At 64.9% G+C, this 24,759-nt stretch carries 22 protein-coding genes; 16 read left to right on the forward strand and 6 right to left on the reverse strand.

What is annotated here, in order from left to right; all coding sequences use genetic code 11:
- Position 1: 1 nt before the first annotated feature.
- Positions 2 to 1,333 (forward strand): HlyD family type I secretion periplasmic adaptor subunit, encoded by a 1,332-nt coding sequence (locus AC522E_RS00680; RefSeq protein WP_500748500.1) that lies wholly within the window; start codon positions 2 to 4, stop codon positions 1,331 to 1,333.
- Positions 1,334 to 1,526: 193 nt separating this feature from the next.
- On the opposite strand, the gene AC522E_RS00685 is transcribed toward AC522E_RS00680, so the two are convergent.
- Both AC522E_RS00685 and AC522E_RS00690 read right to left on the reverse strand, forming a co-directional pair.
- Positions 1,527 to 2,078 carry a DUF1697 domain-containing protein gene (locus tag AC522E_RS00685; RefSeq protein ID WP_500748501.1) on the reverse strand — a complete coding sequence of 184 codons (552 nt, stop codon included), beginning with the start codon at positions 2,076 to 2,078 and terminating at the stop codon, positions 1,527 to 1,529.
- 54 nt (positions 2,079 to 2,132) lie between these two features.
- Entirely contained in the window at positions 2,133 to 2,786 is a 654-nt protein-coding gene (locus AC522E_RS00690; RefSeq protein ID WP_500748502.1) for a glutathione S-transferase family protein, read from the reverse strand.
- An 85-nt stretch (positions 2,787 to 2,871) separates the two neighbouring features.
- On the opposite strand from AC522E_RS00690, the gene AC522E_RS00695 reads away from it, so the two are divergent.
- Complete coding sequence (locus AC522E_RS00695; RefSeq protein ID WP_500748503.1) at positions 2,872 to 3,381, forward strand: winged helix-turn-helix transcriptional regulator; 510 nt, start codon at positions 2,872 to 2,874, stop codon at positions 3,379 to 3,381.
- Between the two features lies 1 nt (position 3,382).
- On the opposite strand, the gene AC522E_RS00700 is transcribed toward AC522E_RS00695, so the two are convergent.
- The 4 genes from AC522E_RS00700 to leuC all read right to left on the reverse strand — a co-directional run bounded on the left by AC522E_RS00700 (position 3,383) and on the right by leuC (position 8,080).
- Positions 3,383 to 5,275 carry a CHASE2 domain-containing protein gene (locus AC522E_RS00700; protein WP_500748504.1) on the reverse strand — a complete coding sequence of 631 codons (1,893 nt, stop codon included), beginning with the start codon at positions 5,273 to 5,275 and terminating at the stop codon, positions 3,383 to 3,385.
- 7 nt (positions 5,276 to 5,282) lie between these two features.
- Positions 5,283 to 5,834, reverse strand: coding sequence for a FecR domain-containing protein (locus AC522E_RS00705; protein WP_500748505.1), 552 nt, complete (start codon positions 5,832 to 5,834; stop codon positions 5,283 to 5,285).
- Between the two features lie 210 nt (positions 5,835 to 6,044).
- Positions 6,045 to 6,662, reverse strand: a complete 618-nt coding sequence (leuD, locus tag AC522E_RS00710; protein ID WP_500748506.1) for a 3-isopropylmalate dehydratase small subunit — start codon at positions 6,660 to 6,662, stop codon at positions 6,045 to 6,047.
- Positions 6,662 to 8,080: a 3-isopropylmalate dehydratase large subunit gene (gene leuC / locus AC522E_RS00715; protein ID WP_500748507.1), complete on the reverse strand. Its 1,419-nt coding sequence runs from the start codon at positions 8,078 to 8,080 to the stop codon at positions 6,662 to 6,664. Before leuC ends, leuD begins: the two co-directional genes overlap by 1 nt.
- A gap of 149 nt (positions 8,081 to 8,229) precedes the next feature.
- Between leuC and AC522E_RS00720 the strand changes: the two genes are divergently transcribed.
- The 14 genes from AC522E_RS00720 to AC522E_RS00785 all read left to right on the forward strand — a co-directional run bounded on the left by AC522E_RS00720 (position 8,230) and on the right by AC522E_RS00785 (position 24,687).
- On the forward strand, positions 8,230 to 9,069 hold the full coding sequence (locus tag AC522E_RS00720) for a GntR family transcriptional regulator (RefSeq protein WP_500748508.1): 840 nt from the start codon (positions 8,230 to 8,232) through the stop codon (positions 9,067 to 9,069).
- Positions 9,066 to 10,283: an ABC transporter substrate-binding protein gene (locus tag AC522E_RS00725; protein WP_500748509.1), complete on the forward strand. Its 1,218-nt coding sequence runs from the start codon at positions 9,066 to 9,068 to the stop codon at positions 10,281 to 10,283. Before AC522E_RS00720 ends, AC522E_RS00725 begins: the two co-directional genes overlap by 4 nt.
- A gap of 66 nt (positions 10,284 to 10,349) precedes the next feature.
- The gene (locus AC522E_RS00730; protein WP_500750814.1) at positions 10,350 to 11,222 is read left to right on the forward strand and encodes a branched-chain amino acid ABC transporter permease; all 873 of its coding nucleotides are present in this window, start codon (positions 10,350 to 10,352) and stop codon (positions 11,220 to 11,222) included.
- Positions 11,219 to 12,196 carry a branched-chain amino acid ABC transporter permease gene (locus AC522E_RS00735; RefSeq protein ID WP_500748510.1) on the forward strand — a complete coding sequence of 326 codons (978 nt, stop codon included), beginning with the start codon at positions 11,219 to 11,221 and terminating at the stop codon, positions 12,194 to 12,196. Before AC522E_RS00730 ends, AC522E_RS00735 begins: the two co-directional genes overlap by 4 nt.
- A complete protein-coding gene (locus AC522E_RS00740) occupies positions 12,189 to 12,932 on the forward strand; it encodes an ABC transporter ATP-binding protein (RefSeq protein WP_500748511.1) in 744 nt (247 codons plus the stop codon). The genes AC522E_RS00735 and AC522E_RS00740 overlap by 8 nt, the downstream gene beginning before the upstream one ends.
- Positions 12,925 to 13,626: an ABC transporter ATP-binding protein gene (locus tag AC522E_RS00745; protein WP_500748512.1), complete on the forward strand. Its 702-nt coding sequence runs from the start codon at positions 12,925 to 12,927 to the stop codon at positions 13,624 to 13,626. Before AC522E_RS00740 ends, AC522E_RS00745 begins: the two co-directional genes overlap by 8 nt.
- Before the next feature lie 11 nt (positions 13,627 to 13,637).
- Entirely contained in the window at positions 13,638 to 15,065 is a 1,428-nt protein-coding gene (locus AC522E_RS00750; protein WP_500748513.1) for an MmgE/PrpD family protein, read from the forward strand.
- Positions 15,062 to 15,940: an isocitrate lyase/PEP mutase family protein gene (locus tag AC522E_RS00755; RefSeq protein WP_500748514.1), complete on the forward strand. Its 879-nt coding sequence runs from the start codon at positions 15,062 to 15,064 to the stop codon at positions 15,938 to 15,940. The genes AC522E_RS00750 and AC522E_RS00755 overlap by 4 nt, the downstream gene beginning before the upstream one ends.
- Positions 15,937 to 17,670 carry a hydantoinase B/oxoprolinase family protein gene (locus AC522E_RS00760; RefSeq protein ID WP_500748515.1) on the forward strand — a complete coding sequence of 578 codons (1,734 nt, stop codon included), beginning with the start codon at positions 15,937 to 15,939 and terminating at the stop codon, positions 17,668 to 17,670. Before AC522E_RS00755 ends, AC522E_RS00760 begins: the two co-directional genes overlap by 4 nt.
- Positions 17,671 to 17,675: 5 nt before the next feature.
- Positions 17,676 to 19,730 (forward strand): hydantoinase/oxoprolinase family protein, encoded by a 2,055-nt coding sequence (locus tag AC522E_RS00765; RefSeq protein WP_500750815.1) that lies wholly within the window; start codon positions 17,676 to 17,678, stop codon positions 19,728 to 19,730.
- Complete coding sequence (locus AC522E_RS00770) at positions 19,727 to 20,341, forward strand: cysteine hydrolase family protein (RefSeq protein WP_500748516.1); 615 nt, start codon at positions 19,727 to 19,729, stop codon at positions 20,339 to 20,341. Before AC522E_RS00765 ends, AC522E_RS00770 begins: the two co-directional genes overlap by 4 nt.
- On the forward strand, positions 20,338 to 21,732 hold the full coding sequence (locus tag AC522E_RS00775; protein WP_500748517.1) for an FAD-dependent oxidoreductase: 1,395 nt from the start codon (positions 20,338 to 20,340) through the stop codon (positions 21,730 to 21,732). Before AC522E_RS00770 ends, AC522E_RS00775 begins: the two co-directional genes overlap by 4 nt.
- 362 nt (positions 21,733 to 22,094) lie before the next feature.
- Entirely contained in the window at positions 22,095 to 22,874 is a 780-nt protein-coding gene (gene otsB / locus AC522E_RS00780) for a trehalose-phosphatase (RefSeq protein ID WP_500748518.1), read from the forward strand.
- A 4-nt stretch (positions 22,875 to 22,878) separates the two neighbouring features.
- Positions 22,879 to 24,687 (forward strand): glycoside hydrolase family 15 protein, encoded by a 1,809-nt coding sequence (locus tag AC522E_RS00785; protein ID WP_500748519.1) that lies wholly within the window; start codon positions 22,879 to 22,881, stop codon positions 24,685 to 24,687.
- Positions 24,688 to 24,759 lie beyond the last annotated feature (72 nt).

The raw sequence follows: 24,759 nt of genomic DNA on the forward strand, positions 1-24,759 counted from the left end.
AATGCAGACGATCACACTCAAGGGGGCGAAGCCGAAGGCCTCCATTCACCAGCAGGCGCTGCGCAAGGCGGCGGTCACAGGCACCGCGCTGATCGCGCTGTTCGCCGGTACGATCGGCCTCTGGGCGGCCACCGCGACCCTGTCGGGCGCGGTCGTGGCCGGTGGCCAGTTCGTGGTCGACACGAGCGTCAAGAAGATCCAGCACGCCACCGGCGGCATCGTCGGCGAACTGAAGGTGCAGGAGGGCGACAAGGTTGCCGCCGGCGATCTTCTGATCCGCCTGGACGAAACGGTGACGCGGGCCAATCTCCAGCTCGTCACGAAGCAGCTCGACGAGTTCATCGCCCGTCGCGCCCGGCTCGAGGCGGAACGGGACGGCGCGGCCCAGGTCAAGGATCCGGAGGAGTTCGCCTCCCGTCTCGGCGAGCCGGGCGTGCAGACGATCATGGCGTCCGAGCGGACCCTGTTCGATGCCCGCCGCTCGGCGCGGGACGCGCAGAAGGACCAGCTGCGTAAGCGCATCTCCCAGTCCCAGGACGAGATCACAGGCCTCAAGGCACAGCAGGAGGCGAAGGCCCGCGAGGCCGAGTTCATCAAGGACGAGCTCAAGGGCGTGCGCGAACTCTACCAGAAGAACCTGGTGCAGCTTCCGCGGCTGAATGCGCTCGAGCGCGATGCGGCGAGCATCGAAGGCCAGCGCGGCCAGCTGATCGCGGCCGTCGCCCAGTCGGAAGGCCGGATCGCCGAGACCTCGTTCCAGATCATCCAGATCGACGAGGAGATGCGGGCCGACGCCCTCAAGGAGCTGCGCGAGATCCAGGGCCGGATCGCCGAGTACACCGAACGGCGGGTGGCCGCCGAAGACCAGCTCAAGCGCACCGACATCCGGTCGCCGAGCGCCGGCTTCGTGCACCAGCTCAACGTTCATACGATCGGCGGCGTGATCTCGCCCGCCGAGCCAGTGATGATGATCGTGCCCACCAACGACAAGCTCGAGCTGGAAGCCAAGGTCATGCCGAACGACATCGACCAGGTGAAGATCGGCCAGAACGCAACCGTTCGCGTTCATGCCTCGAATCAGCGCATGATTCCCGAACTGCATGGCACCGTGAGCCGGATCGCGGCGGACGTGTCGCGGGATCAGCAGACCGGGGTGACGTTCTACACGATCCGGGTCGACCTGCCTCCGAACGAGGTCAAGCGTCTGGAGAACCTCAAGCTCATCGCGGGCATGCAGGCGGAGGTGTTCGTCGAGGTCAACCAGCGCACCCCGTTCGAGTACTTCTTCAAGCCCATGGAAGAGCAGATCGCCCGCGCCTTCCGCGAGCACTGAGACGCTTCCGAGCGACAGGGCTCAGTCGAGCCACAATCCGTGGAATGAGAGGACGGCCTCCGGCCGTCCTCATTTTTTTGCTGGCGATGCGGCCGCCCCGCCATAAGCCGCACGGGTCGCTGTCGGCGGCGCCGTCGGATCGGGAAGTCCGGGACCGCACCCCTCCGGGCGACCGACGTCGTACGCTGCAGCTTCACCGGCCCATGGCGTCGAGCATGTGCGCGATCTTCACCGCCGTGTTCCAGTTCCGGTTGGTCCCGACCGCGCCGAGGGCCTTCAGGTTGAAGCCGGCAGGGATCCTGGACCCCGAAAGGGATCCTTCCCCAAACCAGATGTAGAAATCACCGCTTGCCACGCGCTCGATCCGCTCCACGCCCTGCGCCCGTCGGCGCAACTGCTCCAGGCCGAGCTCCGGGAGCGGTGCGCGCATCGCCCAAACCAGCAGTCGCGCGGGAGCGCGGGCCGCTTCCTCGGGAAAGGGATTGGCAGCGAGCAGCGTACGCCATTCCTCGGCGGTCTTGACGACCATTTCCGTCGCCCGGCCGTAAAACCGCTCGCAGGCATTCTCCAGATCCCGCTCCAAGGCGCGCGATTCCCGGCTTGAACGAAACAGGAGGTTGCCTGTCGCGATCACAGACCGCACGTCGGCACCTCCGACTTGCCCTGCGAGGGAGCGCGCGTCTTCCATTTTCACGCGCTGGCCATTGATGACGATACTGCGCATGAGGGCGACCTTGAGGGACATGCAGAAAGGATCCGTGCCGTTTCGCGGCAGCTTTCAGCCCTCCAGCGGGACCGATCAATCCCTGTCGGGCGCGCCCAGCGGAAAGAGCTGTCGATAAGGGCGCGCTTCCTCGACGGCGCGAGCGAAGGAGGGGCGGGCCAGGAGCCGGTTGCGATAGCCGCGGACGTGAGCCTGCTCCGTCCCGATTGCGTGCGTCCAATCCGCATAGAACAGGGCAGGCGCGGCCGCGCAATCCGCCAGGCTGAAGGTCTCGCCCGCGGCCCATTCGCGGGCGGCGAGCGTCCGGTCGAGCCAGCCATAGGCGCTGTCCAGCATGTGTCGCGCCTTGTCCACGCCATAGGGGTCGCGCGCCTCTTCCGGGCGAAGGGCGTTGAACACGATCTGCTGTATCGGCGTCATGATGTAATTGTCGAAGAAGCGATCCATCATTCGCACCTCCAGGGCGGCGCGCGGATCCTCCGGGATCAGGCGCACCGGTCCCGGATGGTGCAGAGCGAGGTACTCGATGATGATGCTCGATTCCAGCACCTTGTGGCCGTCGTCCGTCAGAACCGGCATCCGCTTCAGGGGCCACAGGGCCGCCCATTCGGCCGCGGCTTCGTCCTGGTCGACCTGACGCAACGTGAATGACGTGCCGTTCTCATAGAGCGCTGTCAGCACCTTCTGGCAATAGGACGAGAAAGGGTGGGCGAAGAGTTGCAGGGTCATCGGATTCTCTGCTTTCAAATTGCAAGCAGTTGCAGTCTAAAGTGACTGATCCTATTTTGCAACCGGTCAAGAGGAGTTCGTCTTCATGAGTGGCGCACACCGGTCCGGCTGCCCGATCAACCTGACTCTGGAGATGTTGGGCGATCGCTGGAGCCTGATCGTCATTCGCGACATCATGTTCGGAAATCGCCGCCATTATCGCGAGTTGCTGAGCCGATCGGAGGAGGGGATCGCATCGAACATCCTGGCCGATCGCCTCAAGCGCCTGGTCGCGGCAGGGCTGCTGTCGAAGCGCGACGATCCCTCCCACCAGCAGAAGGCGATCTACAGCCTCACCGAGCCCGCCATTCAGCTCGTTCCCCTGCTCGTGCAGATGGGAGCGTGGGGACGCCGCCATGCGCCCGCCTCGGAGGAACTGTCCATTCGCGCCCGATTGCTGGAGGAGGGCGGTCCGTCGATGTGGGATGCCTTCATGGCGGAGTTGCGCACCCTCCATCTCGGAGCGCCCGCGACCGGGCCATCGGTCCTTGCGGGCCTCCAGGCTGCCTACGAGCGAATCCTCGCACGAAGGCAGCGCGCGATGCGTCGAACCTAGCCTAGCCCGCATCCACCATCGCTTCGGGCCGATCCCGCCAGAGCCAGATCCGGATCGATCCGGCGCGGCCGCGGATCGATGCCGCCAGAGGGCCTTCGAGAAACCCGGAGTCGAGCACCGAACGGACCGATCCGGCAGCCTGGAGAAGATCGTCGCTCAGCGCGATCTCGGCGCGATGGGCGGCGGCCACCTCCATCAGGCGGCTCGCGACATTGACCGCGTCGCCGATGGCGGTGATGTGCTGGTGGCTGTCCCCGCCGAGGCGCGATGCGACGATCGGCCCGTAATGAGCGCCGATCTTGAAACCAAGGCGCGCGGCGAGGGGAGGCGGAAGGGATGCGAGCCAGGGCTTCATCCGGGCACATAGCCCGACGCAGGCAGCCACCGCGTGGGCAGCATCCCCGGGACCTGGCTCCGGCAGACCGAAGAGGAGCATCGCACCATCGCCCATGAAGCTCGCCACGAGCCCGTGATGACGGACAGCCTCCTCGTCCACGAGCGCGTGGAAGGTTCGCAGCATGCCTTGGGTCTCGTCGAGATCCATGACCTCGCTGAGGCCGGTGAAGCCTGAGAGGTCGATGAAAACCATGGCGGCTTCCTGATGGGCAGGCTCCGTCAGGAAGCCGGGATCCCGGGTCAGTCGCGCGGCGAGGCTTGGTGGTTGGAACCGCTTGAGAGTGACGCTCTCCAGGGCGAAGTGATCTGCCCGCTCGCGGTCCCGCCAAAGCGTCAGCGCTCCGAAGAGAACCGCGGGCGGAACGGCCGCGGCGAGGGGCAGAGCCATGCTCAGCCAGATGCCCTGCGAGAATGCGGCCAGGACGATCCCGGTCCAGAGGACAAGCACGACGCCGATGAGAGCGAAGCCCCATATGCCGCGATGCCAGGCGAGAAGCATAACGACGATCATCGGCAGGGCTGTCGCCGTCGCGGCATCGACAAGCCGCACGCGCCTGTCGCGCACGAGGCCGTCGCCTTGCATGATGTTGGCGATAGCCGTGGCGAGCACTTCGACCCCTGGCAGCACCTGATCGAACGGCGTCGGGAACACGTCGCCGCCGCCTGTGACCGTGGAGCCGATCACGACGATCCTGTCCCGCCAAAGGTGCTCGTCCTGGCGATCGTCATGGGCGCGATTGAGCACATCGCCGGCGCTGATGGTGCGGATGGTGCCGCCGGGTCCGTAAAAGCGCAGCGGCAGAGCAAACCCGATATCCGTCCTGGTCGCCGCGGCCCCGACCATGACGGTATCCTCACCGATAACGGGATCGCGCCCTGTCGCAACGGAGACGGCCCGCAAGGCAAAGGAAGGGATAAGGCGATCTCCCGACCACAGGAGAAGCGGTATATGCCGCGGTACGCCCGAGGGATCCGTCGCAATGTTGACGGCTCCGAACCCCGCAACGTCAACGAAGGTCTTGAGAGGCAGAAGCAGCCGTTGCGCTTGCGGGATGTCATCGAGGGCATTCCCATTCGAACGCAAAACGGGCCGAACCTTGTCGTCGAACACGGCCGCTGCCGCGAGCACGCTCGGCGTTTCGCGCAAGGCGTCCGCGAGCGCACGGTCTCCCTCCGCCGGGCCGGAGTCGACGAGCAGAAGGTCGAGGGCGAGCGCCTTTGGTTTGCCGGCCGCGAGGACCGAAAGAAGACGGGCTATGCTTGCTCTCGGAAGAGGAAAGGTCCCGGATTCCTGCGCGGTCCGGTCGTCGATGGCAACGATCGTGACCGCGTCCGGCGCGGGCCGCGGCCCCAGAAGCAGGAAACGCAGGTCCGCCAAAGGCGCCTCGATCCTCTCGAGGATTGGAATACCGCCGTGCCAATGGGGCAGGGCCAGCGCCGCACCCCACAGGCCCGCCAGGACGATCGCGGCCAGGGAGGCAAGGTGTCGCCGCCCCATCGCGAAGCTACCGTCCAACACGAGCAAGGAGGGCAGACGCCCGGGCGGCAGGCCATGTCTTCACCACCAGGGGCGCCGTTCCAGGCTCGACATCCACGCCCTGTCCGGGACCGAGATCGACGCCACGCCCCCCGCTGGACCTCCGAACGGAAACCCGGCCGCTGACGACGAACACCGCCGTCTTGGTCCCGGCCACGTCGACTGCCCATTGGGTGCCACGTACGGCGGCGACCGCCTGCGGCGTGAGGATGCGAAAGCCGCGCCGCCCGGACCGTGCAGGCGCATCGACGAAGACGGCGCCCCTGTTCACGCTGGCCGCCTCGGGCCGCCCGTCCCGGTTGTCATCGACAAGGGACAGGCTGGTTCCTTCTTCCGTCGTGATGGTCAGTCCGTCCCGGCAATGGAGCACCTGTCGCCGCGACGCGTCCGCCTGGAGAATGCAGCCGATTCCCTGTGCCGCTGCATCGCCCGGCAGCACCGGCCACGTCAGGAGCGCAAGGACGACGGGTCCAGCGGCGGCTCCGCTGACGGCCTGACGAAGCGATCGGTCGCGTCTCATGATCCATCTCCGGGCCCGAGGGTCTGGCGTTACCTTGCAAGGCGGATGGCGCGGACGATTATGCTATGGATACGGTCGCAGATCGAGTCGGGTCTCCGGTATCGGGCCGGTCGCCGCCACCCTGTTGCGGATCCTCTGTCGCCCGCACGCGAATGTGCCATGCAGGCGGAGCCGTCCTCGTGATCGTGACGTGCCTGTGACGGCGGCGCGTCACGACGCCCGGTGCGGCGCGGCCCAGGGCCTCCTGGCGGCGTCGTCCCGCGTGAACCGCGCGATGGCGTCGCCCTGCGCGCGGGTCAGGTCGATATCGTCCCAGCCGTTCAGCAGCTTCATGCGCCAGACCGGGTCGATGGTGAACGGCACCTGGGCGTTTCCGGCGGTGATCGACAGAGCTTCGAGATCGATACTGACTTCGATCATGCCGTTGTCGAGAACGCGAAGCAGTTCCTCCGCGTCGTCTGGTTCGACGCGGGCCGGGACGAGTCCGTTATTGACCGCATTCGAGGCGAAGATATCGCCGAAGCTCGGGGCGATGACGCAGCGGATGCCATAGTCGACCAGCGCATAGACGGCAGCCTCCCGCGAAGAGCCCGCACCGAAATTGCGCCGCGCGACGACGATCTGGGCACCTTTCCGCTCCGGCCTGTTCAACGGAAACTCGGCGACCTCCATTCCGGCTTCGTCGTGGCGCATGTCATGCAGCAGGAAACCGCCATAGCCGTCCGACCGCGAGCGCTTCATGAAACGGGCGGGAATCAACTGGTCCGTGTCGATATTGGCGAAGGGAAGCGGACAGGCGATGGCGGTCAGGCGGTTGAAGGGCTGCATCACGGACGTTCCTCGAGGAGGGAGCGGACATCGGCGAGATGGCCTGTGATCGCCGCCGCCGCGACCATGGCCGGAGACATGAGGTGGGTCCTGGAGCCGGGGCCCTGACGCCCCTTGAAGTTGCGATTGGTCGTGGAGGCGCACCGCTCGCCCGGTCCGACGATGTCGCCGTTCATGCCGACGCACATGGAGCATCCGGCATCGACCCATTCAAGGCCCGCATCCCGGAAGATCCTGTCGAGGCCCTCGGCTTCGGCCTGCCGTTTCACGAGGGTCGAGCCCGGCGAGACGAGCCCCGGCACTTTGGCCTTGCGCCCGGCCAGGATGGATGCCGCTGCGCGCAGGTCCTCGATCCGGCTGTTGGTACAGGAGCCGATGAAGACCCGGTCGATGCGAATGTCCGTGAGCTTCTGGCCGGGCCTGAGTCCCATATAGGTGAGCGCGTCGCTGATCTGCGCGGCCTTGCCCGGATCGGCGGCGCGGGACGGGTCCGGGACGTTCATCGTGATCGGCAGGGCGTCCTGCGGGCTCACACCCCAGGTGACGATGGGAGCGATCTCGGAAGCATCGAGAACGACCTCGCGGTCGAAGACCGCATCCGCATCGCTTGGCAGCCGCATCCAGTCGTCGACAGCCTGTTCGAACATCCCGCCCTGCGGCGCAAAGGGCCGGTCCCGCAGGTAGGCGATGGTGGTTTCGTCCGGCGCAACCATGCCGCAGCGGGCCCCCGCCTCGATCGACAGGTTGCAGAGCGTGAGCCGCCCTTCCATCGAAAGGGCGCGGATTGCGGAGCCCGCATATTCCACCGCATGGCCCTGCGCTCCGTCGGCGCCGATCTTCGCGATGATGGACAAAGCAATGTCCTTGGCACCGACGCCGGGGACCGTCGTTCCATCGACGACGATCCGCATCCGCTTCGGCTTTCGCTGCCACAGGGTCTGCGTCATCAGCACGTGGGCGACTTCGGACGCGCCAATGCCGAAGCCCCATGCGCCGAAGGCACCATGCGTCGAGGTGTGGCTGTCGCCGCACACGATGAGCAGGCCGGGGAGGGTCAGGCCCTGTTCCGGCCCGACCACATGGACAATGCCCTGGCGGGGATCGTCGAGGCCGAAGAGCATCACGCGATGCTCCGTCGTGTTGCGCTCCAGTTGTTCCACCATCTGCTGGATCGATGGGTCGAGGGCGCGGCCGGAGCGGCGGGTCGGCACGTAATGGTCGGCGATCCCGAATGTCAGGTCGGGTCGTGCCACCGGCGCGCCACGGTCCTTGAGCTTGTTGAAGGCGTGGAACGATCCCTCATGGACGAAATGACGGTCCACCCAGAGCAGGGTCTGCCCATCCTCGCGGGTGACGATGGCGTGGCTGTTCCAGATCTTGTCGAGCAGGGTCAGCGGTTCGACAGATGGCGACGGCATGGCGATCTCCCGAATGCGCTGCGGGTCGTGCTGGGATCTGATCCGGAGTATTTCCAAAAAAGGAACTTGACGCAAGGCAAATGTCTCATAATCTAGACAGGTAGCTGTCCGTCCTTTCAGCCAGGAACCGGACTGAGGCGAGAGCATCCTTGGACGCAGTCGAACCACACAAGGCCCGGCGCATCTATCTCCTGCTGCGCGAGCGGATTCTGAACGGGGAGCTGGAGCCGGGTGCCCGGCTTCCTGGCGAGCTTTCGATCGCGGCGGAGTACAAGATTTCCCGCGTCACCGTGCGCCGGGCACTGGACACCCTGGCGGGGGACGGACTTATCGATCGCCGTCCCGGTTCCGGCACGTTCGTACGCGACTCGAATTCCAGCCGACCGATCATCGCCGACCTCTCCAACGTGCTGTCCCACCTCGTCGAGATGGGCCGTCGGACCGGTGTCAAGCTCCTCTCCTTCGGCTACGTGGTGCCCCCCGACAACGTCGCCTCGAGCCTGGGGCTCGAACGCGGAGAGAAGACGCAGCGCTCCGTGCGCGTCCGGCTCATCGACGGTGCGCCCTTCTCCTACCTCGTGACCCACGTTCCGGAACGCATTGGCGTGACCTATTCGGAATCCGACCTGGCGACCATGCCGCTTCTTGGCCTCCTGGAACGCTCCGGCGTGCATGTGGAGAAGGCGAGCCAGAATATCGGAGCGACGCTCGCGGGGCCTGACGTGGCCGAGGCGCTCGGGCTGGAAATCGGATCGCCCCTGCTGGCGCTGACCCGCGTCGTCTGGGACCCGTCAGGACACGGCGTGGAGCACCTTCACGCGCTCTATCGGCCCGACCGCTATTCGTTTCAGATGGATCTCGTGCGAGCCGGCGCAGCCGATGCCCGCCGCTGGAATCCCGTTTCGAACATCTCACCCAAGGGGCCGCAGAGCCTCCAACCAAAGGCCCGCCGCGCGCGGGATTCGCACCAGAGGAGAACTTCAACATGAAAACGGACATGCGCCCGACGCGCCGGACCATTCTCAGGGTCGGAGCGGCATCGGCGGCGACGCTGGCAATGCCAGCCTATCTGCGCGCCCAGCCGCAAACCGTGAAGGTCGGAATCCTGCAACCCGTGACCGGAGCGCTGGCGCAGGATGGCGAGTTCGGTCGCATGGGCGCCGAACTGGCGATCAAGGAAATCAACGACGCCGGCGGCCTGAAGGGCCTCGGCGGCGCGAAGCTCGAAATGGTCTTCGGGGACGCGCGGTCGAATCCGGAGGCAGGCACCCAGGAGGTTGAGAAGATGCAGGCGGATGGCGTTGCCGCCATCGTCGGCGGTTTCGCGAGCCCGATCTGCCTCGCGGCGACACAGGCGGCCTCGCGCTACGACCTGCCCTATATCGTCGATGTCGGCGTCACCGATCAGATCGTGCAGCGCGGCCTCAAGAACACTTTCCGATTCGCGCCGGGATTCGGGATGGTGACCACGTTCGCCCTCGACAATCTCGTCAAGCTCAACGATGCCGCCGGAAAGCCCGCCAAGACCGTCGTGCTCGTCCATGAGGATGGGCTGTTCGGCTCAGGCCTCGCCAAGCTGATGCAGGCCGAATTGCCCAAGCGCGGTTTCGAGATCCTCGAAACCATCGCGCATCCGACACCCGCCCGCGACATGTCGAATGTCGCCCTGCGCATCCGCTCGCTCAACCCTGACCTCGTCATTCCATCGAGCTACTATGGCGAGTTCGTGCTTCTGGCACGCACCATGCAGCAGCAGCGAATCCGGCCGAAAGGCATCTATGCGGTTCTCAACGGCGCCGCATCGAACTATCGGTTCGTCAAGGAGTTCCCCGAGGCGGCCGCCAATGTGATGGACTGCAATCACTGGTACGACCCGCGCAATCCCAAGGCTCAGGAGCTGAAGAAGCAGGTCGAGGCGCAGGGCAAGACCTTCGCCTACAACATTCCCCTCAACTACTCGGCCGTGAAGCTGCTCGCAGACGCCATCAACCGTGCCGGTTCCGCCGACCGCGCCAAGATCATCGAGGCGTTGAACACCTCGACGTTCAAGGAGCACATCATGCCCTACGGCGAGACGAAATTCGTCAACGGCCAGAACATGGGCGCGGCGCCGGTCAACACGCAGGTGCAGGGCAAGGAGATCAAGGTGATCTTCCCTGAAGCCTTCGCCGACGCGAAGCCGATCTTCCCGGTCGCCGGCTAAAGCCCAACCAAGTCTCCGGGGCGCGCCGTCCGCTCGCGCTCCGGGCTTTTTAAGAGACATGATGTGATTTATTCACCAGCCATCATTGCCGAAGCGGTTGTGAACGGCCTCATGACGGGAGCGGTCTACGCCCTCATCGCGCTCGGCTTGACCCTCGTCTATGGCGTGCTTCACATCATCAATTTCGCGCATGGCGCCCTTCTCACGGTGGCGATGTTCGCCGTCTGGGGCGTCTACGTGGCGTTCGGTCTCGATCCCTATCTTGCCATCGTGCCGCTGACTCTTCTCTTCTTTGGGGTGGGATATGGCGTGCAGCGCTTCATCATCGGGCCTGCGAGCCACGGCAACGACAGCAATATCCTTCTCGTGACCCTCGGGCTCTCGATTGCGATCGAGAACGCGCTGCTTGCGGCCTTCCGGTCCGACACGCGCACGCTCGATACAGAGTATGGCTTCCAGGTCGTGGAACTCGGACCTCTGCTGCTGTCGAAACCGCGGGTCATCGGCTTCGGCGCCGCGATCCTCGTGACGGCACTCCTGTGGGTCCTCCTCGCGCGCACCGATATTGGAAAGGCGATCCGCGCCGTCGCCAAGGAGAAGCTGGGCGCCAGCCTCTCCGGCATCGATGTCGGGCATGTCTATGCGGTTACCTTCGGCCTCGGATGCGCCTGCCTCGCGGTGGCCGCATGCCTGCTGATGCCGACCTTCTATGTCAATCCGCGGATCGGCCAGGCCTTCGTGCTTGTCGCCTTCACCATCGTCGTGCTCGGCGGAATGGGCTCGATCCCGGGTGCCCTCGTCGGCGGCCTCTTCATCGGAGTGGTCGAGAGCCTGTGCGGCCTCTTCCTCGGAGATTCGCTCGGGCAGATCGGCATCTTCCTCATTTTCATCCTGGTGCTGCTCGTGCGTCCCACGGGCCTGTTCGGGGCAAAGGCATGACCATCCGCGACTTCGCCCCGATCCTCATCCTGGCGGTTCTTCTCGCCTTCGTTCCTGTCGTGATCTCGGCGAATACGGTCCTGAACTTCTTCGTCTTCACCCTCATCATCGCGCTCACCGCGCAAGGGTGGAACATCCTCGCCGGGTTCGGCGGGCAGTTTTCGTTCGGCCACGCCGCCTTCTTCGGGACTGGCGCCTATGCGACGGCGCTGCTGCAGACGCGCCTGGGCATCAATGCCTGGGCCGCCTTCGGGCTCGGCATCGCTGCCGGAGCCCTGATCGGCTGGCTGATCGGATATTTGAGCTTCCGGTCCGGGTTGCGCGGCTCGTATTTCGCGCTCGTGACCCTCGCTTTCGCGGAGGTGCTTCGCATTCTTGCCAATGCCGCCGACTTCACCGGAGGCGCAGCCGGAGTTCTGATCAAGCTCGATGTGCGGCCGGGCAATTTCCAGTTCGAGAGCCGTGGCGTCTTCTTCTGGATCGCGCTGGCGCTTGTGGTTGTGGCGCTTCTGCTCTCGCGCTGGATCGAGCGCTCACGCTTCGGGGCGCAACTCGTCGCTGTAAGGGAGAACGAGGCCGCTGCGAAGGCGCTCGGCGTCGACACCCTCAATGTCAAGCTCGGCGCCATCGTGCTCTCCGCAGCCGTGACGGCTGCCGCCGGCGGGCTCTATGCGCAGTACTTTCTCTATATCGATGCGACCATCGCGTACGGCACCTGGATCTCGGTGGAGGCCATCCTCGCGCCGATCATTGGGGGAATCGGTACCGTCTTCGGTCCACTCGTCGGCGCCATCGCCCTCCATGGGCTTGGAGAACTGACCAAGCTCGCGGCCGGGGGAGTTCCCGGCATCGATCTCCTGATCTTCGGCTCGCTCCTCATCCTGGCGGTCGCTTTCGCCCCGCAGGGAATCCTCGGGGCGCTTCGGCGGCTCAGGTACCGCGCGCCCGCCAAGGAGGCACCGCGTCATGCTTGAGGTACAGGATGCCAGCAAACGCTTCGGCGGGCTGATCGCTGTGAACAAGGCCTCGATGAGGGTGGACGACGGCTCGATCACCGGCCTGATCGGCCCGAACGGCGCAGGCAAGACAACTCTGTTCACCTTGATCTCGGGATTTGAAACTCCGACGGAGGGGCGCGTTCTCTTTGAAGGGCGCGATGTCACACGTCTCGAGCCGCATGTGCGCGCGCGCCAGGGTATTGCCCGGACATTCCAGATCGTGCAGCCCTTCGCCGGACTGACGGTGGCCGAGAACATCGCCGTCGGGGCGCATCTGCGCCATGCAAGTCGCATCGATGCCATGAGGAAGGCACGCGAGGTGGCCGAGCGCGTCGGCCTTGCCGCCGAAAGCGACAAGCCTGCGTCCAGCCTCACCGTCGCCGGGCGCAAGCGGCTGGAGCTGGCCCGCGCCCTGGCGACGGAACCCAAGCTGCTCCTGCTGGACGAGGTGCTCGCAGGACTCAATCCATCCGAGATCCGTGACATCGTTCCGGTTATCCAGGCCATTCGTCGCGACGGCATTACCATCTTGATGATCGAACACGTGATGCAGGCGGTGATGAATCTCTGCGACAAGGTCTATGTGCTGGCGCAGGGGCGGATCATCGCCGAGGGTGCGCCGGCGGAAGTCTGCGCTGCGCCCCACGTGATTGAAGCGTATCTCGGCAAGGGGGCCGCGGCGCGCCTGAGGCAGGAGGGTGCTCATGCTTGAGGTGAAGTCGCTGCGGGCAGGCTATGGCGGCACCGAAGTGCTTCGCGGCATCGACATGAATGTCGGAGCCGGGCAGATCGTTGCCGTTCTCGGCTCCAACGGCGTGGGCAAGACCACGCTCAACATGGTGCTTTCTGGGGTTCTGAAGGCTCAGGCCGGCGATATCCGTTTTGACGGGCAGCAGCTCTCGGGCGCATCTCCGGCGACGATCGTCGAGGCGGGCCTCATACAGGTGCCGGAGGGAAGAAAGATCTTCCCTAATTTGTCTGTGCGGGAAAATCTCGAACTCGGCAGCTACCGCCGCGGCCGTGGCCGGCGCCTGGAAAACATCGACCGTGTGTTCGAAACGTTTCCGCGGCTGCGCGAACGAAGCGCGCAGTTCGCCGGCACATTGTCGGGAGGCGAGCAACAGATGCTGGCCATCGGCCGCGGCCTCATGGCAGAGCCGCGTCTCCTGATCCTGGACGAGCCGTCGCTCGGCCTGTCCCCACTCCTTGTCGAGGAGATGTTCGTGCTCATACGCCGCCTGAACGAGGGCGGTCTCTCGATCCTCCTGGTCGAGCAGAACGTGGTCCAGTCTCTCGATTGCGCATCCCATGCCTACATTCTGGAGAACGGCCGCGTGATCCTGTCCGGACCGGCGGACCAGGTCCGGAGCGACCCCGAACTCAAGCGCGCCTATCTCGGCATGTAACGGAGAGGTTGATGACCATCCTCGCACAGAACGTCATTCCCGCATCCGTGCTTCTCCGCGAAGGCAGCCCGGACTGGCTCAAGAGATGGGGCGAATTCGCGGCTCAGGTCAGCTTCACGGACCTTCCTGAAGAAGTCGTCGCCCGCGCCAAGCTTGTGCTCCTCGACTGTATCGGGGCCATCGCCTCCGGCGCCCAGGAGCCGGAAATCCGCGCGCTTGTCGAGAGGCTCGCGACGCGGGAGCCCGGCGGCAACGCACCCGTCATCGGCACGGGTCGTCGCGTCACTCGTCTGCTTGCCGCGATGATCAATGGAACGGCCGGAACGATGCTCGAGCTCGACGAGGGCAACCAGTTCGCCCGCGGCCACCCGGGAATCCATGTCGTTCCCGCCGCCCTTGCGACCGGCCCGTCGCTCGGCGTTTCCGGATCGGATCTCCTGCTCGCCATCGTGCTCGGTTATGAGATCGGCTCGCGGATCGGCATCGCATCGAAGCTCAGGGTGACTATGCACCCGCATGGGACGTGGGGCACGGTTGGCGCCGCGCTCACGACGGCAAAGCTTGAACGAGCCGATGCCCGCCAGATGATCGAAACCGTCAATATCGCCTCGAGCCTCGGGCTCTCCACAAGTCGCCGCACGATGCTCGAGGGCGGCACGATCCGTAACAGCTATGCCGGTTTTTCGAACCAGCTCGGCCTGATGGCCTGGGAGCTGCAGGCCGCCGGTTTTCTCGGTGAGGCGGACGGTGTCGGAACGGTCTATGGTACGGTGATCGCCGACATGTTCCAGCCTGGCAAGATGGTCGCTGAACTGGGAGAGCGGTGGGAGATCGCCCGCAACTACTTCAAGCGCCACGCCGCGTGCCGCTATACCCATGGCGCCCTCGACGCACTGTCCGACATCGTGAAGCAGGCGGGCGGCCGCATCGAACCGGACGAGATCGAATCGATTGCCGTCGACACCTATGTCTGGGCGGCGCAGCTCGATTCGTCCGAGCCGAGGAATATGCTCGCAGCAAAATTCTCGTTGCCGTTTGCCCTGGCGACGTTCGTAGTCAACGGCGCCGCGACCGTGTCCGCGTTTCGTGACGACGCCCGTAACGATGACGTCACCCGCGGCCTCGCACGTCGCGTGACCGTGCGCGAGGATCCCGGCCTTACGGCAAGGCTCCCGGGATTGCGGCCAGCGCGCGTGCAGATGCACCTCAGGGATGGGCGCATTCTCTCGGCGCAGGCCCTGACCAACAAAGGCGATACGGAAGATCCGTATTCGCCGGAGGAGGTGAGGGAAAAGTTCCGCGACCTGACCGGTCCCGTCTGGGAGCGGGACCACGCGGAGCGGATTCTGGCTGCCATCGATGGACTCGAGGGAGCGCCGAACCTCAGCGGATTGACGGAACTTCTCGCCCGCCCGCCCCACCAGGAAACAACACGATGACTCTCCGAACCCGACTGCTGCAGAATGAGGTGGTTGTGGCGCCTGGGGTCTACGATCCCTTGACAGCCTCCCTCGCGACGGACGCCGGCTTCGAAGCGTTGTATCTGTCGGGCGCTGCCATTGCCTATACGCGCCTGGGTCGCCCCGATATCGGCCTCGTTTCCATGAGCGAGGTCGCCCAGACGATTGCCCTTGTGCGCGAGCGCGTCGCGACGCCTCTCATCGTCGATGCAGATACGGGATACGGCAATGCTCTCAACGTGCAGCGCACGGTGCGCGTGTTCGAGCGGGCCGGTGCCACTGCGATCCAGCTCGAGGACCAGAGCTTCCCGAAGCGCTGCGGACATCTGCAGGATAAGTCCGTCATCCCCGCCCTGGAGATGGCCGGCAAGATCAAGGCTGCGGTGGATGCGCGGCTCGATGACGCCACATTGATCGTCGCCCGCACCGATGCGGTGGCGGTCGAGGGATTCGAGGCGGCCGTCGAAAGGGCGCATCTCTATGCGCAAGCCGGCGCCGACGTGCTGTTCGTGGAAGCTCCGAAATCGCGCGAGCAGCTCTCCGCCATTACGCAGGCCCTCGGATCCCTGCGTCCGCTCCTTGTGAACATGGTTGAAGGGGGCGAGACGCCTCTGGCGTCGGCTCAGGATCTCGGCAGCCTCGGATTCCGGCTCGTCATCTTCCCCGGCGGCATCGTCAGGGCGCTCGCGCGGACGGCGCAGGACTATTACCGCTCGCTCAAGCTCCACGGCACCAACGAGCCGTTCCGGGACAGGATGTTCGATTTCGGGGCCCTGAATCGCCTCATCGGCACGCCGGACATGCTGGCTCTCGGCGAGCGCTATGAAAACTACAAGCAGGAGGCCGCTGAATGAGCGCCATCGACCCCGTCACACTTGCCGTGCTGAAAGGGCGCCTTGAGCAGATTGCCGACGAGATGGATGCGACCCTGTACCGGTCTGCGTTCAATCCGATCATCGCGGAGGCGCGCGACGCCTGCCATGGCCTCTATCATCCGGTGACCGGCGCGACCCTGGTACAAGGCACGAACGGTCTTCCGATCTTCGTCGGCGCTATGGCATTTGCCGTCAAGGCCGTGATCGACAAGGTCGAGCGCGAAGGAGGCCTGGAGCCGGGGGACACATTCCTGTTCAACGATCCCTACGACGGCGGGACCCATCTCAACGATTTCCGGCTCGTCCGCCCGATCTTCCGCAACGGGGAGCTCTATTGCTGGCTCGCCTCCGTCGGTCACTGGCTCGATATCGGCGGCAACGTTCCCGGTGGCTTCAATGCCCGGGCAACGGAGAGCTTTCAGGAAGGCGTACGCTTCCCGCCGGTCAAGCTCATCAAGGCCGGTGTCATGAACGAGGACATCGTCGCGATCCTTGCCGCGAATTCTCGGGTCCCGGTCTCCAATTATGGCGACCTGAATGGGCAGCTCAACGCCCTCGATCTCGGGGAAAGGCGGCTTGCCGACCTTTTGAACGACTACGGTGATGCCACCGTGGAGTCCGCATTCGAAGCCTTTTCGAATCGCGCGGAGGCTCTGATGCACGCGGCCATCGGCGCGCTCCCGGATGGCACCTATTCGTTCGAGGACTACCTCGACAACGATGGCATCACGGACGAGCCGCTCACGATCGCGCTCGATCTGACGGTCGCCGGCGAGACCATGACGCTCGATTTTTCGCGTTCTTCGGCACCCTGTTCCGGCCCGCTCAACATCGCGTATTCCACAGCCGTCGCATGCTGCTATGTGGCGCTGAAGCACGTCTTCACGGATGTTCCCGCCAATGCCGGCTGCCTGCGGCCGATCACGTTCAAGATTCCGGAGACGACGCTTCTCGGCGTCAAGCCGCCGAAGCCCGTGGGCGGCTACACGGAAACGATCCTGCGGGTCATCGGCGTGGTGTTCGGCGCCCTCGCCCAGGCCGATCCGGCGCGGGCGACTGCAGGCCCCTTCGGCACGATCAACGCCCTGTCCCTCGCCGGGCACCGCAAGGACGGATCGCGCTGGGTGATGTTCTCCTTTTTCGGCGGTGGTCTCGGCGGGAATCCCGAGAGCGACGGGCTCAACCATGCCAACAATCCGATTTCGACGGCGACGATTCCGCCCGCTGAGATCATGGAAGCGGCGTACCCCGTTCTCTTTACGCAATGGGCCCTGCGGCCGGATTCGGCGGGAGCCGGCGCCCATCGCGGCGGGCTCGGCGCGATCTACGAGATCGAAAGCTTAACCGACGCCGATGTGTTCCTGCTCGGCGAGCGCGGCAGGTTCGCGCCCTTCGGCGTCGCGGGCGGCCTTCCCGCAGCGTTCAATCACTTCACATGGCAGACGGACGATGGCGAGCGTTCCCCGCCCATGGCCTCGAAGATCGCGGATGTGAAGGTGCGGGCCGGCCAGCGGGTCCGCCTCGAGTCGCCTGGCGGCGGCGGCTGGGGTGATCCCTTCGCGAGGGATCCGGAACGTGTCGCCCGCGACGTGCGCCTCGGCTACGTGTCGGCGGCGACGGCGGCGCGGGATTACGGCGTCGCGCTCGACGGGGCGGGAGCGGTGGATGCGCGTGCAACGCGCGACCTGAGGAAGGGAGCGGCGGCATGAATGCCATGACTGGCAAAATGGTCGGCGTCGATGTCGGCGGCACGTTTACAGACCTCTTTTTCTATGACGAGGGCGCCGCTCGCTTCCGCACGGCGAAGGTCCCGTCGAACCGTGGTGACGAGGCGCTCGGCTTTCTCGATGGCCTGAGATCCTTCGGCCCGGTGGCGGAACTCGGCTCCATCGTTCACGGAACGACAGTGGGCACCAATGCCCTCCTCGAACGCAAGGGCGCGCGCATCGGCCTCATTACGACACGTGGCTTCAGGGACGTGCTCGAGATGCGGCGGCGTGACCGGCGTCACACCTGGGGCCTTTGGGGCGACTTCGTCCCCGTGGTCGACCGTGACCTGCGCCATGAGGTCGACGAGCGTACTCTGGCCGACGGAACCATCCGGTCGGAGGTCGATCCGGACGAGGTGAGGGCGGTTGCACGCAGACTCCTCGATCAAGGAGCCGAGGCCCTCGCCATCGTCTTCATCAACGCCTATGCCAACCCCGCCAACGAAGCGAAGGCGCTGGCGGCGGCGCAGGACATCTGGCCGAACGACAATGTCGCTTGCTCCAGCCAGATCCTGCCGGAGATCCGTGAATTCGAACGCACGTCGACGACGGCGCTCAATGCCTATCTTCAGCCGGTCGTCGGAAGCTACCTCGGCAAGCTCGACCAGGCGCTCGCGCAGGAAGGCTTCGGTGGTCGTTTTCATATCGTTCAGTCGAATGGCGGCGTCATGTCGACGGTGACCGCCCGGCGTTTACCGGTGCGGACGGCTCTTTCCGGCCCAGCGGCGGGTGTCATCGCCGCTGCCGCCATCGCGAAGGCCGCAGGCTTCCCGGATGTCATCACCGGCGATCTCGGCGGGACGTCGTTCGATGTGTCGATCGTCGTCGATGGCGAGACGGCGCTCGCGGCGCAGACCACCATCGATTTCGGCATGGTCATCCGCACGCCGATGATCGAGATCACGACCATCGGTGCCGGAGGCGGCTCCATCGCCCATGTGGATGCGGGTGGTCTCCTCCAGGTCGGTCCCGAGAGTGCGGGCTCACGCCCGGGGCCCGTCGCCTACGGTCAGGGTAACGATCGCCCCACGCTCACCGACGCCAATGTCGTGTTGGGGCGCATCAATGCCGAACGTCCCATCGGCGGCAAGCTTGCGCGCCTCGATGTGGAGGCCGCGACAGCCGCTATCGCGCGGCATGTGGCGGAACCGCTCGGGCTGGACGTGATGCAGGCGGCGGAAGCCATCGTACGGGTCGCCAACGGCAAGATGGCTGGCGCCATCCGCCTTGTCTCCATTGAACGCGGGCATGATCCGGGACGCTTTGCCGCCGTTCCCTTCGGGGGTGGCGGGGCGCTCCATGTCGGCGCGCTCATCAAGGACGTCGGCCTGAAGGCCGCCCTGGTGCCGCGCTATCCCGGCGTGACCTCGGCGCTCGGCTGCGTCATCGCCGATATCCGCCACGATCAGGTTCTCACCGTCAATCTGCTTCTCGATTCTCTCGATGCGAAGGCGCTGGATGCGCGAATGGTCGAGGAGGCGCGGGCGGCGCGTACCGTAGTCGAAGAGGCTGGCCTCTCCGTCGACAGAATCGATATCCTCTTCGAACTCGACATGCACTATGTGGGCCAGACCCATACGGTGTCGGTGCCGCTCCCGGTCACCATCGAGGGAGCTTCGACGGGAGTCGATGGATCGATCGTCAGGAGCGCCTTCGAGCGTGCCTATCAGGCATCCTTCAGCCGGCTGCTGCCGGGCGTACCCGCCAAGATCGTCAATCTGCGGACAGCGGCGGTGGGGCGGCGCCCGCATTTCGATCTGGCGGCGCTGGCACCCGAGCCCTCTGCGAACGTCGATGACGCAACGCGCGGCACACGGCCGGTCTGGTTCGACGGCGCCTGGCACGAGGCGGCGATTTACGCCCGTCTGGACCTGCCGGTCGGGGCGATCGTGCATGGACCCGCCATCCTTGAACAGCCCGATGCAACGACCGTCATCGATCCCGATCTCGTCGGACGCGTCGACGCTTTCGGAAACCTCATCGTGGAGCGGATCGCGTGAGCACGGCAACGATTCCCCCGGAGCACACGGCGCTGCTCATTGTCGATCTTCAAAACGACTTCCTTCATCCGAAGGGAGCCTATGGGCGCGTGGGACAAGGCGCAGCAGAGATCGCGGCCCTGCCCGAACGGCTGAAGCCCCTGGCCGACCTGTTGCGCGCGAGAGGCGGCTTCATCGTCTCGACGCAATTCACTCTTGTTCCGAGCAAGGGCGGCGAGCCGCTGATCTCGCCTCACCTCAAACAGCTGCGTCCCTTCCTGGCCAAAGGCGATTTCCAGCCAGGGGCCTGGGGTCACCAGCTGGTGGACATGCTTCAGCCTGCCGATCTCAGCGTCGAGAAGATCGCCTATTCGGCATTCTACATGACCCGCCTCGAATGGGTGCTGCGCAAATGCGGTATCGAGCGTCTCCTGGTTTGTGGGATCGTGACGAACGGCGGCGTTGCCTCGACGGTTCGGGACGCCCATGTGCGGGATTTCGACACGACCGTCCTCGAGGATGGATGCGCTGCATTCTCCACCTCCGTCCACGCGACCTCCATCGACGCGCTGCGTCCCGTCTGCCGGGTCGCAACCATTTCCGACATCATGAGCGAGCTGGAAAAGGCATGAGTGTTCTGCCGGCGGACAATGTCGCCTTCGATGTAGAGGTCCCGATCGTCGTCATCGGCGCGGGCGCGGGAGGTCTCGTCGCGGGTCTCGCCGCGCGCGAGATGGGGAAGGAGGTGCTCGTTCTGGAACGCGATGCGGCGCCGCGGGGATCGACGGCACTCTCGGCAGGCCTCATTCCGGCCGCAGGCACGCGCTGGCAGAAGGACGCCGGAATCGCGGACGATGCGGCGCTCTTCGGGGCCGACATCTCGCGAAAAGCCAAGGGTGAGCCGGACCCGGAGCTGGTCCGAACGGTAACGGAAGCAATCGGGCCGACCGTCGAATGGCTCGCTGACCGTCATGAACTGCCGTTCTCTGTCATAGACGATTTTCGCTATCCCGGTCACAGCGCCTGCCGGATGCACGGTCTTCCGAGCCGCTCGGGTGGCGAACTGATCGACCGCCTGCGCGAAGCCGCGGCGGCCGCAGGAGTCGAAATCCTCTGCGATGCCCACGTCACGACGTTGTATGCGAGACCCGATGGGGAGATCGCCGGCGTTGCGGCTCTGCGGCCCGACGGCTCGCGGGAACTGATCGGATGTCAGGCTCTGATCCTCGCGTGCAACGGCTATGGCGGCAACAGGGCGCTCGTCAAACGGCACATTCCCGAATTGAGCGACGCGCTCTATTTCGGCCATGACGGAAACCAGGGCGATGCGCTCCTCTGGGGCGCGGAGCTCGGTGCTGCGACGCGGCATCTGTCCGGCCACCAGGGACACGGGTCGGTGGCACACCCGCACGGCATCCTGATCACCTGGGCGACGATGACCGAGGGCGGTTTCCAGGTCAATGAGAACGGCGAGCGCTTTTCCAACGAGAGCAAGGGTTACTCCGAGCAGGCGGCTCTTGTGCTGCAGCAACCTCACGGATGTGCCTGGGACGTATTCGATTTCCGGATTGCCGGTATCGCACGGCAGTTCGAGGATTTCCGCCAAGCGGAGAGCAGCGGCGCGGTTCTCAGTGCAAACAGCGTCGAGGAGCTTGCGCAGCGGATGGGCGTTCCAGCCGCGGCGCTGGGCGTGACCATGAACGAGGTCGATGGGTTCAAGCGGGCGGGCCGGACAGATCGCTTCGGACGCGACTTCGCGGGGTCGAAGCCCCTGCAGGCGCCCTTCTGCGCGGTCAGGGTCACTGGCGCCCTATTCCACACGCAGGGCGGCCTCGTTGTCGATCGGAATGCCCGCGTGCTGCGCGACGATGGCACATCGCTCCCCAACCTTTACGCGGTGGGCGGCGCCGCCTGCGGGGTCTCCGGCGCGAAAGCGGAGGGCTACCTCTCCGGCAATGGCCTCCTGACGGCCGTCGCCCTCGGCCGGATCGCGGGTCGGGCCGCGTCCCACATGGAAGCCTGACGGGCCGCGCCTTCCCGCTCGTGCGGCTTTCGCCGATCCTGCGGCCAGGGCCCCTTTTCCAGGATTGGCTTTGGCCCGGCCGGTGGAAAAATGCCCGGAGCGGATTATCTCAAGGGAACGATTTGCACCACGTGATGAGCTTGGCAGGGCGGCAGGCTGGGATCCGGCCTTTCTCCTGCCTGGGGAAACTTTGCCGTGCCCCGGGGGTTAAAGCGTGGCTGTCTCGATCCGTCCGAGAGGAAGCAGACCTTTGAGAATCATCGATCGCGCCGGTGGAATCGCACTTCCGGCGCTTTTCTGTCCGAACAAGCGCTCGTTCAATCGATTCCTGCCCAAGGCAGGAGGGAGGCATTCGTCTGTCCATGCGTGAGGCTCTTTTGAAGAAGCCGGCTCATCCCGAGGCTCAGGAGGACTGGGCCCTGTTTCTGGATTTTGACGGGACCCTTGTGGACATCGTGGAACGCCCCGACGCCGTCATCGTCGATCCGGCGGTTCCGGAGATTCTGACGCACCTCGAAAACCGCCTCTCCGGAGCGCTCGCCCTCATCAGCGGCAGACCCATCGAGTTCCTCGACAAGCGTCTCGGCGCGCATCGTTTCGATATTGCGGGCCTCCATGGGCTCGAGCATCGAATTGCGGGCCAGCTTTTCCTCTGCGACCCCGACGATCATCCGCGGCTGCGCGAGATGGTCGGACGGCTGGAAGCTGTTTTTCAGGCAAAGCCCGGCATCCTGATCGAGGACAAGGGCTGCTCAGTCGCCATTCATTGGCGGCTTGCCCCGGTGGAACGGGATTTCGTGCACGCGACGGTGCATGCCGCACTGGAGGCGCTCGGGGGCGACTACCGCGTTCAGTTCGGCAAAGCCGTGGCAGAAATTCTTCCTTCCGCTGCCGGAAAAGGGAAGGTGATCGAGAAGTTCCTTCAGCTGCCGCCCTATCGGGGCCGGCGCCCGATCTTCATCGGGGATGACCTCACTGACGAGAATGGGTTCAAGATGGTCAACGCCCTGGGTGGTTTTTCCATCCGCATCGGTTCCGGAGAAACGGTCGCACAGGAACGACTCGACTCGCCTGCGGCGCTGAGGCGCTCCCTGGCGCAGTGGGCGTTCCAAGGCGCCTTTCCTTTTCAGGGGAGCCATTGAGGCCATGAGCTCACTCGACCTCGCCGTCATCGGCAACTGCATGATCGCGGCCCTAATCGACCGTCGCGCCCATATCGTTTGGAGCTGCTTTCCCCGTTTCGACGGCGACCCGGTTTTCTCGTCCCTTCTCGACAGCCCGGAGGACCGCCCCGACGCCGAGCAACGCGGCATTTTCGCGATCGACCAGGTCGGATTGCAGACGTGTGAGCAGAGCTATCTGGAGAATACGGCCGTCCTCGTCTCGACCATGACCGATTCCTCCGGCAATATCGTCGAGATCACGGATTTCGCCCCGCGCTTTACGCATTTCGACCGAACCTTTCGACCGCCATTGCTGATCCGGCGGGTGCGCCCCATCAAGGGACGTCCGCGGATCCGCGTGCGTCTTCGCCCACATTTCGAATGGGGGTCGTTGCCTCCCGCCAAAACCCGCGGCAGCAACCATCTCCGCTTCGTCGGCCCCCATCGCTCTTTCCGAGTGACGACCGACGCTCCGATTTCCTACGTCGATGAGGAACGGCCGTTTGTGGTCGACCGTCCGATCTCGTTCTTCTTCGGTGAGGACGAGCCGCTGCGTTCCGAGGCAGACACGACCGCACGCGAATTCCTCGACAAGACCATCGATTTCTGGCGCGACTGGGTCCGCTCGCTGTCGATACCGTTCGATTGGCAAGAAGCCGTGATCCGGGCGGCCATTACGCTCAAGCTCTGCAACTATGAAGAGACAGGAGCCATCGTCGCGGCACTCACCACTTCCGTCCCCGAGGCGCCCCATACGCAGCGGAACTGGGACTATCGCTATTGCTGGCTGCGGGACGCCTATTTCGTGATCCAGGCGCTGAACCGCCTCGGAACCACCAAGACGATGGAGGAATATCTCACTTATATCACCAACATCGTCGACGACATGGAGGCCAAGCCGGAACTGCGGGATATGCCGCCGCTCTTCAGCATCACCCGCTCCCCCGATCTCGGCGAGAGGGAGGCAAAGGCGCTCGCAGGCTACCGCGGCATGGGCCCCGTGCGGGTCGGCAATGCGGCCTACACGCAGGTTCAGAACGATGCTTATGGCAGCATCGTTCTGGCCTCGACCCACGCCTTCCTCGACCGCCGTCTCATTCGAACCGGCAATCGCGCCCTGTTCGATCACCTCGAGAAACTCGGGCACCGGGCGATCGAGGTGTTCGATCAGCCCGATGCCGGACCCTGGGAGCTTCGCACAAAGGCTGCGGTCCATACGTTTCCGAGCGTCATGTGCTGGGCAGCCTGCGATCGGCTCGCCAAGATCGCCCATGCGATGAAACGCGAGGATCGAGCCGTTTTCTGGCGCTCCGAGGCCGACCGCATGCATGCCATCATCGACGCGCGCGCCTACAACGAGGACAAGGGGATCTTCGTCTCCTCCTTCGATGGTGATCATCTCGACGCAACGTTGCTGTTGCTGGCCGAACTGAACTTCGTGGAACCGGGCGATCCGCGCTTCGTTTCGACCGTCGACGCCATCGGAGAGAGCCTGCGCAGGGGCGACCTCCTGATGCGATATGATGTCGAGGATGATTTCGGCCTCATGCATACCGCCTTCATGATCTGCGGCTTCTGGTACGTGGACGCGCTCAGAGCCGTAGGGCGCCGGGAGGAGGCCTGCGAGCTGTTCGAGAGGATCCTGAATCTGCGGAACTCCTTCGGACTCTTTTCCGAGGATGCGGACTTCACGACCGGCGAATTATGGGGCAATTTTCCGCAGACCTACTCCATGGTGGGTCTCATCAATTCTGCCGTACGTCTCAGCCGGAGCTGGGAGGAAGCGTTCTGATCCTCCTTTTTCGGTCCGCAAGAGCAGAAAGGTCATGAAGATTCGATGTTCGCGTTTCCCGTTCTGCTCGGT

It is taken from the genome of Microvirga sp. BF8 (assembly GCF_059888585.1).

Excerpts from the sequence above, each read along its gene's own strand:
- AC522E_RS00725 (WP_500748509.1), top strand. The coding sequence starts at position 9,066 with ATGAAAACGGACATGCGCCCGACGCGCCGGACCATTCTCAGGGTCGGA.
- leuD (WP_500748506.1), bottom strand. The coding sequence starts at position 6,662 with ATGCAGCCCTTCAACCGCCTGACCGCCATCGCCTGTCCGCTTCCCTTC.
- AC522E_RS00755 (WP_500748514.1), top strand. The coding sequence starts at position 15,062 with ATGACTCTCCGAACCCGACTGCTGCAGAATGAGGTGGTTGTGGCGCCT.
- AC522E_RS00680 (WP_500748500.1), top strand. The coding sequence starts at position 2 with ATGCAGACGATCACACTCAAGGGGGCGAAGCCGAAGGCCTCCATTCAC.
- leuC (WP_500748507.1), bottom strand. The coding sequence starts at position 8,080 with ATGCCGTCGCCATCTGTCGAACCGCTGACCCTGCTCGACAAGATCTGG.
- otsB (WP_500748518.1), top strand. The coding sequence starts at position 22,095 with ATGCGTGAGGCTCTTTTGAAGAAGCCGGCTCATCCCGAGGCTCAGGAG.
- AC522E_RS00705 (WP_500748505.1), bottom strand. The coding sequence starts at position 5,834 with ATGAGACGCGACCGATCGCTTCGTCAGGCCGTCAGCGGAGCCGCCGCT.
- AC522E_RS00690 (WP_500748502.1), bottom strand. The coding sequence starts at position 2,786 with ATGACCCTGCAACTCTTCGCCCACCCTTTCTCGTCCTATTGCCAGAAG.
- AC522E_RS00740 (WP_500748511.1), top strand. The coding sequence starts at position 12,189 with ATGCTTGAGGTACAGGATGCCAGCAAACGCTTCGGCGGGCTGATCGCT.
- AC522E_RS00760 (WP_500748515.1), top strand. The coding sequence starts at position 15,937 with ATGAGCGCCATCGACCCCGTCACACTTGCCGTGCTGAAAGGGCGCCTT.
- AC522E_RS00735 (WP_500748510.1), top strand. The coding sequence starts at position 11,219 with ATGACCATCCGCGACTTCGCCCCGATCCTCATCCTGGCGGTTCTTCTC.
- AC522E_RS00775 (WP_500748517.1), top strand. The coding sequence starts at position 20,338 with ATGAGTGTTCTGCCGGCGGACAATGTCGCCTTCGATGTAGAGGTCCCG.
- AC522E_RS00785 (WP_500748519.1), top strand. The coding sequence starts at position 22,879 with ATGAGCTCACTCGACCTCGCCGTCATCGGCAACTGCATGATCGCGGCC.
- AC522E_RS00765 (WP_500750815.1), top strand. The coding sequence starts at position 17,676 with ATGACTGGCAAAATGGTCGGCGTCGATGTCGGCGGCACGTTTACAGAC.
- AC522E_RS00700 (WP_500748504.1), bottom strand. The coding sequence starts at position 5,275 with ATGGGGCGGCGACACCTTGCCTCCCTGGCCGCGATCGTCCTGGCGGGC.
- AC522E_RS00695 (WP_500748503.1), top strand. The coding sequence starts at position 2,872 with ATGAGTGGCGCACACCGGTCCGGCTGCCCGATCAACCTGACTCTGGAG.
- AC522E_RS00685 (WP_500748501.1), bottom strand. The coding sequence starts at position 2,078 with ATGTCCCTCAAGGTCGCCCTCATGCGCAGTATCGTCATCAATGGCCAG.
- AC522E_RS00745 (WP_500748512.1), top strand. The coding sequence starts at position 12,925 with ATGCTTGAGGTGAAGTCGCTGCGGGCAGGCTATGGCGGCACCGAAGTG.
- AC522E_RS00750 (WP_500748513.1), top strand. The coding sequence starts at position 13,638 with ATGACCATCCTCGCACAGAACGTCATTCCCGCATCCGTGCTTCTCCGC.